The sequence below is a fragment of the Thiomicrorhabdus sp. 6S3-12 genome (genome assembly GCF_017571475.1).
Taxonomy (GTDB): Bacteria; Pseudomonadota; Gammaproteobacteria; order Thiomicrospirales; family Thiomicrospiraceae; genus Thiomicrorhabdus.
Genome location: NZ_JAGETW010000003.1, coordinates 242,470 through 257,547 on the forward strand (window position 1 = coordinate 242,470; position 15,078 = coordinate 257,547).

General features: G+C 48.4%; 13 protein-coding genes. 4 read left to right on the plus strand and 9 right to left on the minus strand.

What is annotated here, in order from left to right; genetic code table 11:
- Positions 1–8: 8 nt before the first annotated feature.
- Positions 9–905, plus strand: a complete 897-nt coding sequence (locus J3999_RS05375) for a tetratricopeptide repeat protein (protein WP_208126916.1) — start codon at positions 9–11, stop codon at positions 903–905.
- A gap of 511 nt (positions 906–1,416) precedes the next feature.
- Here J3999_RS05375 and groL read toward each other — a convergent pair.
- Positions 1,417–3,051, minus strand: a complete 1,635-nt coding sequence (gene groL, locus J3999_RS05380) for a chaperonin GroEL (RefSeq protein ID WP_173284067.1) — start codon at positions 3,049–3,051, stop codon at positions 1,417–1,419.
- Between the two features lie 74 nt (positions 3,052–3,125).
- Positions 3,126–3,416, minus strand: coding sequence for a co-chaperone GroES (groES, locus tag J3999_RS05385; protein WP_173284066.1), 291 nt, complete (start codon positions 3,414–3,416; stop codon positions 3,126–3,128).
- A gap of 486 nt (positions 3,417–3,902) precedes the next feature.
- On the opposite strand from groES, the gene J3999_RS05390 reads away from it, so the two are divergent.
- The gene (locus tag J3999_RS05390) at positions 3,903–6,584 is read left to right on the plus strand and encodes a diguanylate cyclase (RefSeq protein ID WP_208126917.1); all 2,682 of its coding nucleotides are present in this window, start codon (positions 3,903–3,905) and stop codon (positions 6,582–6,584) included.
- Between the two features lie 84 nt (positions 6,585–6,668).
- Here the strand turns inward: J3999_RS05390 and proB are convergent, their stop codons facing one another.
- From proB to rplU, 4 genes are all read right to left on the minus strand, one after another.
- On the minus strand, positions 6,669–7,793 hold the full coding sequence (gene proB / locus J3999_RS05395) for a glutamate 5-kinase (RefSeq protein WP_208126918.1): 1,125 nt from the start codon (positions 7,791–7,793) through the stop codon (positions 6,669–6,671).
- 33 nt (positions 7,794–7,826) lie between these two features.
- Entirely contained in the window at positions 7,827–8,912 is a 1,086-nt protein-coding gene (gene cgtA, locus J3999_RS05400) for an Obg family GTPase CgtA (protein WP_208126919.1), read from the minus strand.
- 152 nt (positions 8,913–9,064) lie between these two features.
- Positions 9,065–9,322: a 50S ribosomal protein L27 gene (gene rpmA, locus J3999_RS05405; protein WP_173284062.1), complete on the minus strand. Its 258-nt coding sequence runs from the start codon at positions 9,320–9,322 to the stop codon at positions 9,065–9,067.
- Positions 9,323–9,422: 100 nt separating this feature from the next.
- Positions 9,423–9,737, minus strand: coding sequence for a 50S ribosomal protein L21 (rplU, locus tag J3999_RS05410; RefSeq protein ID WP_173284061.1), 315 nt, complete (start codon positions 9,735–9,737; stop codon positions 9,423–9,425).
- 361 nt (positions 9,738–10,098) lie between these two features.
- On the opposite strand from rplU, the gene ispB reads away from it, so the two are divergent.
- A complete protein-coding gene (ispB, locus tag J3999_RS05415) occupies positions 10,099–11,064 on the plus strand; it encodes an octaprenyl diphosphate synthase (RefSeq protein WP_173284060.1) in 966 nt (321 codons plus the stop codon).
- Positions 11,065–11,130: 66 nt separating this feature from the next.
- On the opposite strand, the gene J3999_RS05420 is transcribed toward ispB, so the two are convergent.
- The 3 genes from J3999_RS05420 to J3999_RS05430 form a co-directional block, all read right to left on the minus strand.
- Positions 11,131–11,682 carry a hypothetical protein gene (locus J3999_RS05420; protein WP_208126920.1) on the minus strand — a complete coding sequence of 184 codons (552 nt, stop codon included), beginning with the start codon at positions 11,680–11,682 and terminating at the stop codon, positions 11,131–11,133.
- A 313-nt stretch (positions 11,683–11,995) separates the two neighbouring features.
- Complete coding sequence (ssb, locus tag J3999_RS05425; RefSeq protein ID WP_208126921.1) at positions 11,996–12,631, minus strand: single-stranded DNA-binding protein; 636 nt, start codon at positions 12,629–12,631, stop codon at positions 11,996–11,998.
- Positions 12,619–14,046: an MFS transporter gene (locus tag J3999_RS05430; RefSeq protein WP_208126922.1), complete on the minus strand. Its 1,428-nt coding sequence runs from the start codon at positions 14,044–14,046 to the stop codon at positions 12,619–12,621. The genes ssb and J3999_RS05430 overlap by 13 nt, the downstream gene beginning before the upstream one ends.
- A gap of 290 nt (positions 14,047–14,336) precedes the next feature.
- Between J3999_RS05430 and J3999_RS05435 the strand changes: the two genes are divergently transcribed.
- Positions 14,337–15,065, plus strand: a complete 729-nt coding sequence (locus tag J3999_RS05435) for an SIMPL domain-containing protein (RefSeq protein WP_208126923.1) — start codon at positions 14,337–14,339, stop codon at positions 15,063–15,065.
- Positions 15,066–15,078 lie beyond the last annotated feature (13 nt).

Genomic DNA, 15,078 nt, shown 5'->3' on the forward strand with positions numbered 1-15,078 from the left:
GAGATACCATGCCGTTTCTTAGAAACACGCTCTTTTTACTCAGTTTATTTATTTTTTCCGCTAATGTTCAGGCTCAACTGCATACCAAAGAGACGCAGAATATCGAAAATCTCGACGAACCCGTCTACAACCCTTTTATCGAACGCTACGTGCTCGATGAACTCAAGCAGTTACGTACCGATATGAACGACCTCCATGTCGATCTCACCAAAGAGGTCGTCAACCGGGAAATGGCCGCCACAACACGCGCCGTAAGTTATGCCACCGATACCATCACTTACTTTTTCTATCTGATCGCCGGGGTCAGTTCCGTACTGGTACTGGTCGGCTGGAACTCTCTGCGCGAAGTGAAAGAAAAGGTTCATACGCTGGCGAACACAAAAATCGAAGAAGTCGTTTCCGAATACGAAGACCGTTTGGAAAAACTCGAAGAAGAACTTAACCGCAAATCCCGCGGCATCACCAGCGCTCAGAAAAGGCTCTCGCAACATCAGGATATCTACAGTCTATGGCTCAAGGCAGGCCAGGAACAGATTGCTAGTAACAAGGTAGAAATTTATGATCAAATTCTGGAGCGCGATCCGGAAAACGCCGAAGCCCTGACTTACAAAGCGGATGTCGTGCTAGACATGGACGAACCGCACTGGGCCATTTCATTGTGCTTGCAGGCACTGAGAATCGATCCTGAAAACAGCCATGCGATGTATCAACTGGCGAGCGCCTACGCACTTCTCGGTTCAACGGAAACCGCTTTGCAATATCTGGAAAAATCGCTTAATGGCGCCGAAGGGAATGCCGAATCGATCTATAACGACTCTCACTTCGAAAGCCTTAAAGGCAACCAGCGTTTTATCGAACTGCTGAAATCCTATGACAGCAGCTACATGCTGTCCGAAGCGGATTAAAACGAAAATGTCACCAACGAAAAACCCCGCCTCTGCGGTTTTTTAAAAAATGAGCGCCAGGCTCAGATTTCTGAGATATATTCACCTTGGTTTTGCGGTAGTGGCTAGGCGTTTTAAAAACCGGAGCGCAGCAGGCATTTAGACCCATGAACATAGAAGCCATTTCTCAAAAACTTCACAAAACACAAAGACCGGCGGAAGCCGGTCTTTGGCAATAAATGAAGCACATTTAATTTTTCAGGCTCGTCGATACAAATTTAAGATGAAAACAAAAAAGCCAGCATTAAGCTGGCTTTTTAGAAGAATGTAAGCATTATAATTTCTGAATTGAGGGTTATATGACTATGCTGTCAATTCGAGGCGGCTAAATGAACCTTAGCGGACGACCATATGGAAATGGTCGTTAGTGCGAAGCAGGATGCCCGAGCCGAGTGTACATTTTAGTACATGAGCAACGGAAGCATTTAGCCAACAAAGAAGTGGCAGTATAGGCGAAAGCCTCAAATTGAAATTACATCATGCCGCCCATTCCTCCCATTCCACCTGCTGCCGCTGCTGCATCATCACCACCTTTTGAAGGCAGATCAGCAATCGCCGCACCGGTAGTCAGAACCAGACCGGCAACAGAGGCTGCGTTTTGCAGTGCAGAACGCGTCACTTTAGCTGGGTCGATAATACCCGCTTCAAGCATGTCAACATACTCTTCTTTAGACGCATCGAAACCGAAGTTACCTTCACCTTCCATTACCTTGTTTACGATAACAGAACCTTCAAGACCACAGTTTGCCGCGATCTGACGCATTGGCTCCTGCATAGCGCGCATAGCGATCTGGATACCGACGTTTTGATCGTCGTTATCACCTTCAACAGACACTTTAGAAAGCGCACGAACCAGAGCAACACCACCACCAGGAACGATACCTTCCTGAACCGCAGCACGCGTCGCATGCAACGCATCGTCAACACGGTCTTTCTTCTCTTTCATCTCAACTTCGGTAGCCGCACCAAGTTTAAGAACCGCAACACCGCCGGAAAGTTTTGCCAGACGCTCTTGCAGCTTCTCTTTATCGTACTCGGAAGTCGTACTTTCCAGCTGAGCTTTGATTTGCGCAACACGGCTGTCGATATCGTCTTTAGAACCAGCACCATCGATCAGTTTAGTGGTGTCTTTACCAATGACTGCAGACTTAGTTTCACCAAGAAGGTCCAGAGTTACAGATTCCAGGCTTAGACCGACTTCTTCAGAAATAACCGTACCACCGGTTAGAACGGCCATATCTTGCAGCATTGCACGGCGACGCTCACCGAAACCAGGCGCTTTAACAGCCGCAACTTTCAGAATACCGCGCATTTGGTTAATTACTAGCGTCGCTAGCGCTTCACCATCAACGTCTTCCGCAATGATCAACAGTGGACGGCTCGCTTTAGAAACCGCTTCCAGCGTCGGCATTAGATCACGGATGTTAGAAATTTTCTTATCGTAGAACAGGATGAATGGCGCTTCTAACTCTGCAATCATTTTGTCTGAGTTAGTCGTGAAGTAAGGAGACAGGTAACCGCGGTCAAATTCCATACCTTCTACAACCACCAGTTCATCTTCCAGAGAAGAACCTTCTTCAACGGTGATAACACCTTCGGTAGAAACACGCTCCATCGCTTCGGCAATCATTTCACCGACTTTAGCGTCGGAGTTTGCTGAAATAGTACCAACCTGAGCCCAAGAAGCTTTGGTATCACAAGGCTTAGCCATTGCTTTGATTTCCGCAACAACGGCTTCAACCGCTTTGTGAATACCACGGTTAAGATCCATTGGATTCATACCCGCTGCAACCGACTTCATCCCTTCGCGAACGATCGCTTGCGCAAGAACTGTAGCTGTTGTGGTACCGTCACCGGCAACATCGTTGGTCTGTGAAGAAACTTGCTTCACCATTTGCGCACCCATGTTCATGAACTTATCTTCAAGTTCAATTTCACGTGCCACAGAAACACCATCTTTAGTTACAGTCGGCGCACCGAAAGACTTATCAAGTACAACGTTACGACCTTTAGGCCCAAGGGTTACTTTTACTGCGTCCGCAAGAATGTTGATCCCATCAACCATTTTTTCGCGAGCATCTAAACCGAATTTGACGTCTTTTGCCATCTTCTTAAATTCCTCTATTTTGTTAAGACGACCTGAAAATCCAGGCCACTAAATCTAAATTTGAATCAACCTTATTACTCTACGATCGCGATAATATCGTCTTCGCGCATAATCATTAACGCTTCGCCGTTATCATCCTTAACTTCCTGACCAGAGTACTGACCGAACATAACTTTATCGCCGACCTTAACTGTCATGGCGATAATCGCGCCAGAATCAGAAGCCTTACCAGGACCTACAGCGACCACTTCACCCATGTTCTCTTTTTCCTGAGCAGATCCCGGAAGAAGGATCCCGCTTTCAGTTTGCTTTTTCTCTTCAACACGGCGAATCACAACGCGGTCTTGTAAAGGTTTAATGTTCATAGGTTTCTCCCTAAAAAGTTAGATATCAAAATACATATAAAAAAGAGGTTTTCCGGACGCCGTTTAAACTATTCCACTAAAACAGCAATCCTTGTGCTTTAAGCCCGCGGCAAATCGCGTAAGCATAAAGCAAAAATTAGCACTCCAAACTTTAGAGTGCTAATCATTTTATTCATCAGCATAAAGCTGTCAACAGATATGGGGGCATTTGAAATATTTTCAACCCAGCGATTCAAAAAAAGTCGGATCGATACAGTATCCGATTGATTTTTCTGGGAGTTTCCAATAGCGTTTTTTATCGATCTGGATCGCCATCTCATTCCTGACCACGAGTTCAAGTAAATAATAAATACAAAAAAGCACCGCAAGACTTTGCTATGGTAAGCACTCAGAAAAGACTCTTTCCAGGGTAAAACAAACTAAAACATCGTTTCTACACCCTTTATACTTGAAGAGATAGAAGCAGTTTTTAAGGAACCTTAAGCGATGATACCAACCGGCAACCGTCTAGCGTTTTTTGTTGTCACTCTCTTTTGGTTACTCAGTCTTACATTTCCGTTCAGAGCGATTGCCGCTGCGGATTCTCCGGTTCCGATCAAAGTGCTTTTCAACTGGCATCACCAATTCGAATATGCCGGGTTCTACGCCGCCCAGAAAAAAGGTTTTTATAAGGATGTCGGTCTCGACGTTCAACTGGATGCGTGGAACGGACACAGCATCATCGATCAGGTGGTTAACGGCGATTACCAAATCGGCGTTGACGGAAGTCTGATTCTCAAGGATTACATCAACGGCAAGCCGATCAAAATCCTTTTCCCTTCTTTGCAGTACTCCCCGATTGTGTTTCTGGCGCATAAACCGATCGACTCCCTGCACGATCTTGCAGGGAAAAAATTAATGTTTGCACACAATTATGAGATTTACGCCTTACTCAATAAAGCCGGCTTGACTGCAGACGATATTCAGCAACTGCCGCATAGCGCTAATGTTCAAGATTTTATCGATAAGAAAGTCGACTTTTATTCCGCTTTCAGCACCAATGAACCGGCTCAGTTAAACGAAAAAAACCTCACTTACTCGCTGATCGACCCAAAATCCTTCGGCATTAACTCTTATGGCGATTTCACCTTTACCTCGCAAGATTTCGCAAGTAAGCATCCCGACCAGCTCGAAGCCTTTAAACGCGCGACCATTCGCGGCTGGCACTACGCCCTCGAAAACCCGATGGAGATTGTCGACTACGTTCTACAGAGCTACCCGGTTAAAAAAAGCCGCAAGGCTTTGTTATATGAAGCCAACCGCACCGGAGAATTCGTTCTCAACGGCAAGGCTCCTATCGGCCACCTTTCCTCCGAGCGACTAAAAGCATTAGTGTATGACATGCACTCTTTAGGTATGGTGAATGAAACGCAGCTTAAACAGTTCGACCCGGACAAATTGATTTTCAAGCCGTATCACATCCACCTGACTGAAGAGGAACGCACCTACCTCAAAGAGAATCCGGTGATCCGGATTGCCAACGATATCGACTGGGCGCCCTTTGAATTTATCGATTCGCAGGGAAATTATCAGGGGCTGGCCGCAGACTATCTGCGACAACTCGAAAAACTGCTCAATATCCGTTTTGAGCCGGTGCAAAACCTGAGCTGGAACCAAGTCATCGAAAAAATGCAGAACGGCGAACTGGACATGTTCTCCTGCGCTGTCGCCACCGACGCGCGCAAACGCTACGCTAAATTCACCAGCCCTTACCTCTCGTTTCCGATGGTCGCTCTGGGTAAAGAATCACTCGACTACATTCAAGGGATTGACCAGCTAAACGGCCAGACTATCGCCGTCGTTAAGGGATACGCCAGTTTCGATTATCTGCAGCAACACAACCCACAAATCAAGATACTTGAAGTCCAGGATATTGAAGCCGGAATCCGAGCCGTGCAGGAAGGTCAAGCCTTGGCCTATTTCGGCAACCTGGCCGCAATCAGCCACAAACTCAAACAACTCGGCGACCTGAACCTTAAGATCGCCGGACAGATTGGCCCGCGTTTCGAACTGGCCATGGGGGCTAACCTGGAAAACGCCATTCTGCGAGATATTCTGCAAAAAGCGCTGGACGCCATTCCGGAATCGGAAAAAAGCCGTATCTACAACGATTGGTTACAGCTGAGAATCGTTCAGGAATATGACTACAGCAAACTGGTTCTTCCGTTCTCGGTCATCGGCGGAATATTCCTGTTTACCCTGATACTGCTCGGGGTACAGAAGCGTTATCAGAATAAGCTTCAATCTTATCTGGGCACCATCAACGAACTCAATTATGCTTCCATTACCGATGCCAACCAGAGAATGATCTGGGTCAGCGACAGCTTATGCACGCTGACCGGCTATTCGCGAAAAGAGCTCATCAATAAACCGCATAAAATTCTGATGCACCAAAACTCGCATGAACTGGGGATTGATCCGGACAAAATCTGGGAATACCTCAAGACAGGGAGAACCTGGAGCGGCGAATTGATTGCACAGAAAAAGAACGGTGAAGATCTCTGGGTTCACGCTACCGCCGTTCCGGAAATGAGTACGCTTGGAAGGCTACGTCAGGTTCGCACAACGCGACGCGACATCACGGCGCAAAAACGATTGGAAGAGATGACCATCAGAGACGAGTTAACCGGCCTGTATAACCGCCGCCACTTTAATAAAGTGCTGTATGAAAAACGTCATTCACAAGCGGATATTGCCCGAAGCGTGTCTCTTGTCATGATGGACATCGATAAATTCAAAAACCTTAATGACCGCTACGGCCACTATTACGGCGATAAAGTCCTGCAGCAGCTGGCAGAGCGCATTAAAGAATATTGTCATCAATTGGAAAGCGCCTTCGCGTTCCGCATCGGCGGCGAAGAGTTTGCGCTGATCATCACCGGTTTATCCGCGCAAGAACTTCGCGACTCTCTGGAAGCACTGCGTCTGAGCATTGAGGGCTTGAATATCGAGAACCAGTCCACTGAAAGTGAGCGGCAGATCGTAACCGCTTCGATCGGCGCTTACCCATTGCCCCATGATCTCGATGGCCTATCGGAACACACCATCTATAAACGCGCCGATAAAGCCCTGTATCAAGCTAAAAAAGCGGGACGCAATCAGGTTGCAATCTGGAGTCCGCAAGACTAAATTGTCACAGCCGGACAAATCCCAACCCTTGTTTCAAGCGCCCATAAAAATGCCGCTTAAAAGCGGCATTTTTATTTTCAAAACTTATTCACTCAACACCAGGTTATCCCGGTGTACCAGCGACTCGTCTTCCATATACCCTAGAATCGAGGCGATCTGATGACTCGGCTGGCCGAGAATTTTAATCGACTCGTTGGCCGGATAGTTCACTAGACCGCGGGCAATCTCTTTACCGAATTCATCAACACAGATCACCATTTCACCGCGCTGGAAACTGCCGCTCTGCGCCTTAACACCGATCGGCAACAGACTTTTACCGGAGTTTTTCAGAACCTTCACCGCTCCAGCATCCAGAATCAGACGCCCTTTTGCCTGCAAATGCCCGGCCAGCCATTGCTGGCGCGCCGTCATCGGCTCGACATCCGGAATCAGCAAAGTGCCGCACTCCGCACCGGAAGCCAACTTAACCAAGATATTTTCCTCCCGACCGGAAGCAATCAAGGTCAAGGTCCCCGAGCGCGCCGCGCGCTTGGCGGCCATTACCTTGGTATACATACCGCCCTTACCGAGTGCGCCCCCTTCAGGAGAAGCCATCGCTTCAATATCTTTACGACTGACTTTCGCCTCTGAAATCAGTTCGGCATCCGGATTGGTACGAGGATTATCGTTATAAAGCCCTTTCTGATCAGTCAGAATCACCAGAACATCGGCGGAGATCAGATTCGCCGTCAAGGCGCCGAGCGTATCGTTATCGCCGAAACGGATCTCGTCCGTCACGACCGTATCGTTTTCATTGATAATCGGCACCACGCCATATTCCAATAAAGCGCGGATGGTACTGCGCACATTCAGATAACGCTTACGATTCGAGAGATCGTCGTGCGTCATCAGAATCTGCGCCGTTTGAATTCCGTAGCGCGCAAATTTGGATTCATACGCCTGAATCAATCCCATCTGACCGACGGCCGCCGCCGCCTGAAGATCATGCAAAGCTTCAGGCCGGGTTGTCCAGCCTAAACGCTGCATCCCTTCGGCAACCGAGCCGGAAGAGACAATCACCACTTCCTTGCCGTTTCGCTTCAAGGCGACTATCTGTTCAATCCAATGCGCCAGAGCCTCCTTATTAAGCCCCTTGCCGTCATTGGTTAAAAGCGCACTGCCGATCTTAACGACCCAGCGCTGGGTATTCTGCAAATCTTCGCGACGCATCGACTGTTTTTATCCCTGAAACATGATTAATGATTAGAAATCGAAATCTTCTTCCACCGGCGCTCTCTGCGCCCGAGCCTGTTCCGCCGCTTCCTCTTCCTGAGCCTGCAGACGGTTTTCCTGCAACTGTTGCGCAATCGCGTTCATCAGTTCCTGAGTCCCTTTACGCTCTACCGCCGAAATACGGTAAACAGGGCCTTGCCACTGCGTTTCTTCAAGGATGCGTTCGGCGATCTCATCCACCTCCTCATCCAGAAGCAGATCAATTTTATTCAGAACCAGCCAGCGCTCTTTATCCAGCAACTCGTCGGAATATTTCTCCAGCTCCTGCTGAATCACGCGAATGCTTTCCACCGGATCGGAATCATCCATCGGCGCAATATCGACCACGTGCAGCAGCAGACCGGTACGCGAAAGATGCTTCAGGAACTGAATTCCCAGACCGGCACCTTCCGCCGCGCCTTCGATCAATCCAGGAATATCGGCGATAACGAAGCTGGTTTCCGGTGAAATCGAAACAACACCCAAATTCGGATAAAGCGTAGTAAACGGATAGTTGGCGACCTTAGGTCGCGCTGCTGACACGGAGGAAATCAGGCTCGATTTCCCCGCATTCGGCAAACCGAGCAGACCAACATCCGCCAGAACTTTCAGTTCCAGACGCAAATTGCGGTCTTCGCCGTCTTCACCCGGCGTACACTGGCGCGGCGTACGGTTTTTCGAACTTTTGAAATGCACGTTACCAAGACCGTGACGACCGCCTTGAGCGACCATCAGAGTCTGCTCGTGCTCGGTCAGATCGCCGATAACCTGATCGGCATCGACATCATAAACCACCGTACCGACCGGTACCGGAATCACCAGATCGTCTCCGGCAGAACCGGTTTTCTGCTGCCCCATACCGGATTGGCCGTTTTGCGCTTTAAAGCTTTTGGTATAACGGAAATCCACCAGCGTATTCAGGTTTCGGTCGGCTTTTAGAATGACATCACCGCCGTCGCCGCCGTCGCCGCCGTTCGGGCCACCAAAAGGAATGTATTTCTCACGGCGGAAACTGACAATACCGTTCCCTCCGCGACCGGCCTGTACAAAGATGGTTGCTTCATCAACAAACTGCATGTTTATCCTCTTGGTGTGTGGATTATTTCAAATGGGGTTTATTTTAGCAGAGCCCCCGCATATTAAGCGTAGGCAAAATCCTAACTTCCTGCTAAAAAACAAAAACGCCCCGACAATGCGGGGCGTTCAAGCAGTTGAAAGCTAAATAAAACTTATTCAGCAACGACTGTTACGTAAGTACGTACTGGCTTACCTTTGTTTACGAAAGCAACTTTACCGTCCGCTTTTGCAAATAAAGTGTCATCCTTACCGCGACCAACATTGTCACCCGCGTGGAATTTAGTACCACGCTGACGAACGATGATGCTACCAGCTGATACAGCTTCACCGCCGTATGCTTTCACACCCAATCGTTTGGCGTTGGAATCGCGACCGTTTTTAGTACTACCTGCTGCCTTTTTATGAGCCATGGTGCTATCCTTTTGTTAACAGAGCTGAACCCTCTTCAGATTCAGCTGCCGTTTTAAATTTAAAACTAGTCTACTTTAAGCAAGCTTAAGGGCTAAGCCATTAAGCTGAGATTTTACCGATTTTAACTTCAGTGTAGTTCTGACGGTGGCCTTGCTTAGTTTTCGAGCGGTTCTTACGACGACGGAATTTGATGATGGTTACTTTTTTACCACGACCGTTTGATTCAACAGTCGCTGCAACTTTAGCACCTTCAACTAGAGGCGCACCAACTTTAACGTCTGCACCTTCACCAACCATCAATACTTCGTCAAACTCAATCGCATCACCTGCTTCTGCATTCAAAGATTCAATGCGTAGGATTTGACCTTCACGAACTCGATACTGCTTACCACCGGTTTTAATAACTGCGTACATTATATCTCTCCCGGATATCTAAAATTCTTTTTAATAAGCCGCTATTCAGCGAAGGCAGGATTATATAAGTTTTTGATTTACAGGTCAAAGATAAATTCAAGGTTTTTCAGATAATTAGGTAAAAACTACGTTTTAACGAACGGAGCGGCGTCAAGGAGGCAGCCCAAAAACCTCAATCACTCATTAAGTATCTGAAATTTCGTGTAAATTTTCCAAGCTATTGTATTAATTTACGACTTAATAGCAAATCGATCAAAGCCGCATTGCAAACGATGTCAATGACACGCCCTAAAACTGGCTAAAGCTGGACTTTCATACTAAAATAGCGGCTTTTAGTGAAAGGTGACCGAGAGTAGGCCCGATGACTCTGCAACAAATTCGTAAACTCATTGCCGATGATATTAAAGCGGTTGATCAATTAATTCTGGATCGCCTTTCCTCGGACGTAGTCCTCATCAACCAGATCGGTCACTACATTATCAATAGCGGCGGCAAGCGCCTGCGCCCGTTATTGACCCTTCTGTCCGCCCGAGCCTGTGGTTATCAAGGAACCGATCACCACCTGATGGCAGCCGTAATCGAATTCATCCATACCTCGACACTGCTTCACGACGATGTTGTGGATGAGTCCGATACCCGACGCGGCAATAAAACCGCCAATGAAGTCTGGGGCAACGCCGCCAGCGTTCTGGTCGGCGATTTCCTCTATTCGCGTTCATTTGAAATGATGGTCGAGCCGGGAATTATGCGCATTATGCAGGTCATGTCGGCGGCCACGAACGTCATCGCGGAAGGCGAAGTGCTGCAACTGCTGAATGTGCATGATGCCAGCACAACCGAAGAACGCTATATGGAAGTCATTCACCGCAAAACCGCCAAGCTCTTCGAAGCGGCCACCCAGATGGGACCGATCCTGGCCGAAAAACCGGAACTGGAGGAAGCATTCATCGCCTATGGCCGTCATTTGGGCGCTGCTTTCCAGCTGGTTGACGACGCCTTGGACTACACGGCTGATGCCGAAGAACTGGGCAAAAACATCGGTGACGATCTGGCCGAAGGCAAGCCGACTTTGCCGCTGATCTATATTATGCAAAAGGGCACGGAAGAAGAACGCGAACTTGTGCGTCGCGCAATCGAGTCGGACGGCATCACCCTGCTGCACCAGGTGAGCGACATTATCCAGAACTCCGGCGCAATCGAATACACTTACGAAATTGCGCGCCAAGAAGCCCAGACCGCTCAAGAGGCACTGGCATCACTGGACGATAGCGAACTCAAACAAGCGCTGTTATCGCTAGCCGATCTGGCGGTAAACCGCAGTCATTAAAAACAAAAAAGGCATAGCTCAAAGCTATGCCTTCCTTAATCCACTTCAGAGATTTAGCGACGGCTCTTAGCCTTCGACCTCCGCCTCTTCCAGTTTTTTCTGCAGCGCATCTTTTTCGCGCTTCTCGGAAAAAAGCCGATACAAATCCAAATTCCCCAACTTGGTTTTACGCCAATCGATTCTCGGCATCAACCATTTAATCATCCAGCGGATAATATGGCACTGGTCGGCACTTTGATACAAAACTTCCGGCTGAGGCCGGTAACCATGCATCCGTTCAATCACAATCTGTTGCAGCTGATTGTCCGAACGCACTCGAATAAACCCGGTATTATCTTCATCAAAGCTGGTGCTGTAATAGACTTTAACCACCTTATTCATGCTGAAGATCGCTTTGGAAAGAATCGTGGATTCCGCTTTACCATTAATACCGACGGTTTGAATAAAGATATTTTGCGTTTTGATCTGACGAAAGAAACCTTCGACCAAATCCAACTCGACATCCTGGGTCGATTCATGATGCAGCCGCCGCGCTTCTTCGTTCTGGCGCTCTTTCTTTTCCATTTGGCGGAACAGAAATTCCGTACCAGGTGATAATTTGACTACTGCTTCTGCCATTTTATGCCTCCCTTGTAGGAAAGATAACGGCGAAAGATCCGATAACTTGAATTGCGGATAAAAAAAAGGGAGTGGACCCGCAGATCAACTCCCCTACACAATAAAGGTTTATACAAAAAACATGCTTTGGATCGCACATGTAAAAGATAACACAATTTTATCGAGAGTCATAAATAAAATTTTTATCAACACATAATGATTTTCTTATGACCTTGTAAAAAGGTATGTTTTTCGACGCTAAAAACAGTCTGCAAACAAAAAAGCCCCTAAAAAGGGGCTTTTTTAGTTTCCCGTCGAAAGCAACAGTCGACGATTAAAACGGAACGTCGTCATCGTCAAAATCGTTTGGAGCATAAGCAGGAGCCTGCTGCGGCTGCATCGGACGATTTCCGCCCATTGGAGGCGGTGTTTGTTGACCGGAGTTCTGTCCCATTCCCGGATTCATTCCGCCCATCGGGTTTAGCTGAGGCTGTTGTCCCATAGGAGCCGACTGTTGCGGAGCCTGTTGCCCGCCCATGCCTTGATTGGCGTTCATACCGCCGCCAAAGCCGCCACCTTGATTCTGCTGCCCATAACCGCCGTTATCGAAGCTCGAATCGGACTGACGTCCGCCCAGCATCTGCATCTGACCGTCAAACCCGCTGATAACCACTTCGGTGCTGTAACGGTCCTGACCGTTCTGATCCTGCCACTTGCGCGTCTGCAGTTTACCCTCAAGATAGACTTGAGAGCCTTTTTTCAAATACTGTCCGGCAATCTCGGCCAGCTTTCCGAAAATCGCTACGCGGTGCCATTCCGTTTTCTGCTGTTTCTGGCCGGTCTGTTTATCATTCCACTCTTCACTGGTGGCAACACTTAAGTTTGCAATGGCGTTACCATTGGCGGCATATTTAACATCAGGATCTTGGCCAAGGGTGCCAACTAGGATGACTTTGTTTACGCCTCGCATAACTCTTTACTCTCTCTGTTTCTCAAGGATTTGGAACTCTGTTCAATATATTCGATCAGGGTGACTTCGTTTAATTGCTTACGGTCGATTTTAAAATAAGCACGCTGCTCGTCGGGACGGATGACGACTTCGTAAATGCCGTCGTAAGCAGCCAGCGCTTTCTCCAGCCCGGCAACGTCGCTCTCATCAACGCGACCCAACGGAACCGAAGCGATACTTAAAGGCATCGGCTTCTCCATAGTCATCGCCGCCAAAAGCCAAATCATACCCAATACGCTGGTCAAAACAAAGACCCCATTATAACCATAATGCTGATAAAAATAGCCCCCTAATGCACCACCGATTGCCGCTCCGATAAACTGGCTGGTCGAGTAGACGCCGCTGGCAGTTCCTTTCTTGTCCGCCGGCGACAATTTCACCACCAGCGACGGCAATGAAGCTTCCAGAAGATTAAAAGCAGTGAAGAAAATCAGCAACAGCACAAACAACATCCAGAAGCTCTGTTCAAAGCCGATAAAACTCAACTGCATCAGGGTAATGGCGGAAATCGCGCCGACAAATACCTGTTTCATACGCCCTTTGCTTTCCGCTTGAATAATAAACGGCACCATCAATGCAAAAGAGAGGAGCATGACCGGCAGATAGATATGCCAATGATCAACCGCCTGCAATCCGGCGGAGTCGCGCAAGGTCAGCGGCATTACCACAAACATCGCCGTCAGAATTGCATGCAGAACAAAAACCCCTAGATCAAGGCGCAACAACTGGCCGTGGCGCAATATATCGGAAAACTGACTCATATCGGTCTGCGCTTCGCGCTGGAACGCCTGATTCTCGATCTTCGGCAAGGCAAAAATCACCAGCAGAATCCCGACAAGGGAAAGCAGTGCAATCACCCAGAAAATACCGCGAACGCCGATCCAGGCACTTAGCAGCGGACCGGCAACCAGAGACAGGGTAAAGGAGAGACCGATCGTCATGCCGACAATAGACATAGCGCGCAAACGATATTGCTCACGTACCAGATCGGCCACCGATGCCATCAGCACCGCGGCCACCGCCCCCATCCCCTGAAGAGCCCGGCCGAGAATCATCATTTCGATCGAGTCGGCAAGCGCGCAGATAATCGAACCAAGCATAAAAATCAGCATCCCGACGACAATCAACGGCTTGCGCCCGAACTTATCGGAAAGCGACCCGAAAGGGATCTGCAACAGCGCCTGAGTCAGGCCGTAGATCCCGATGGCGATACCGATCTGGGTACCGGTAATATTCTGAAACTCCTGCTCTGCAAAAAGCGCAAAGACCGGGAAAATCATAAACAGGCCAAGCATACGGGTAGAAAAGATTCCAGCAATCGAAAAAGCCGCTCTGCGCTCGACAGGACTCATAGAATTCGGTTCAGGAATGGACATAATGTAACCTTTTGTTTTTGTAAGTACAGACCGGGGCCACGCCGGAACGCTTTCGATTTCCGATAAAATTCTGCGGTGTACCGCAAAACGCTTAGCCGGATTTTATTCACCTTGGCGAAAAATATGCTTTGCCCCGGGCCGGTTAAAGAGCGCAAAATTATAACATTTCCCTCTTGGCGCCACGCTATAATCGAAGCGTTTCAATAAGGATTTTGCACGTTTTTTTGCCTTGCAAAAGTTTAAGGCAAGGCTGTGCGAAACTTCGCCGTTAAGACCATAAGGAGCGTTTCATGCCGACGAAACAGACACAAAGCAACCGCAGTCTATTTTTCTCACTAGCGAGTTTTGCGCTGTTGCTGTGTGCGCTGAGCATACAGCCGGTACAGGCCGATGACAAGCAACCCTCCGGACACAAAATTCATTTTTCCATTACCGAAAGTGAAAACGTCGGGAATGACCGAGTGTCGATCACCTTCAGCCATGTGGCTCAGGGTGCGACACCGCAATCGGTTACGGAGCAGATCAACAAGCGAATGAAATCCGCGTTTGCCGTATTGAAACGCTATCCGGATATTGTCGCCCAGACATCGCAGTACAATATCTACCCGGTCTATCAGAAACAGTTAATCAGCCACTGGCGCGGTCAGCAGTCGTTAAGCATTCATTTCGAAAACCGTCCGCAGGAAATGGCCGTTCTTGATGAAATTCAGCCGCATCTGGAATATAAATCCATGCAATTCAGTGTATCCGACACGCGCCGTAAAGAGGTTCTCGAACAGCTGACCCGAAAAGCCATTCAGACCTATCGTCAGCGAGCACAACTGATCGCATCCGAGTTCGCCAACGCCAAATATCAGCTACTGGAAACCCATATCAACACACCGAATATTCCGGTTGCAAGAGCGCTGTACGCACGCGCCGAAACCGCGATGGCATCCGACATGAGCGCCCCCAATGTCGCGGCCGGGGAAAGTAAAATTCAAATACAGATTTCCGGCAGGCTGCTACTCAAAGAATAACGAGCAGCAAACC

Excerpts from the sequence above, each read along its gene's own strand:
- J3999_RS05375 (WP_208126916.1), top strand. The coding sequence starts at position 9 with ATGCCGTTTCTTAGAAACACGCTCTTTTTACTCAGTTTATTTATTTTT.
- groL (WP_173284067.1), bottom strand. The coding sequence starts at position 3,051 with ATGGCAAAAGACGTCAAATTCGGTTTAGATGCTCGCGAAAAAATGGTT.
- groES (WP_173284066.1), bottom strand. The coding sequence starts at position 3,416 with ATGAACATTAAACCTTTACAAGACCGCGTTGTGATTCGCCGTGTTGAA.
- J3999_RS05390 (WP_208126917.1), top strand. The coding sequence starts at position 3,903 with ATGATACCAACCGGCAACCGTCTAGCGTTTTTTGTTGTCACTCTCTTT.
- proB (WP_208126918.1), bottom strand. The coding sequence starts at position 7,793 with ATGCGTCGCGAAGATTTGCAGAATACCCAGCGCTGGGTCGTTAAGATC.
- cgtA (WP_208126919.1), bottom strand. The coding sequence starts at position 8,912 with ATGCAGTTTGTTGATGAAGCAACCATCTTTGTACAGGCCGGTCGCGGA.
- rpmA (WP_173284062.1), bottom strand. The coding sequence starts at position 9,322 with ATGGCTCATAAAAAGGCAGCAGGTAGTACTAAAAACGGTCGCGATTCC.
- rplU (WP_173284061.1), bottom strand. The coding sequence starts at position 9,737 with ATGTACGCAGTTATTAAAACCGGTGGTAAGCAGTATCGAGTTCGTGAA.
- ispB (WP_173284060.1), top strand. The coding sequence starts at position 10,099 with ATGACTCTGCAACAAATTCGTAAACTCATTGCCGATGATATTAAAGCG.
- J3999_RS05420 (WP_208126920.1), bottom strand. The coding sequence starts at position 11,682 with ATGGCAGAAGCAGTAGTCAAATTATCACCTGGTACGGAATTTCTGTTC.
- ssb (WP_208126921.1), bottom strand. The coding sequence starts at position 12,631 with ATGCGAGGCGTAAACAAAGTCATCCTAGTTGGCACCCTTGGCCAAGAT.
- J3999_RS05430 (WP_208126922.1), bottom strand. The coding sequence starts at position 14,046 with ATGTCCATTCCTGAACCGAATTCTATGAGTCCTGTCGAGCGCAGAGCG.
- J3999_RS05435 (WP_208126923.1), top strand. The coding sequence starts at position 14,337 with ATGCCGACGAAACAGACACAAAGCAACCGCAGTCTATTTTTCTCACTA.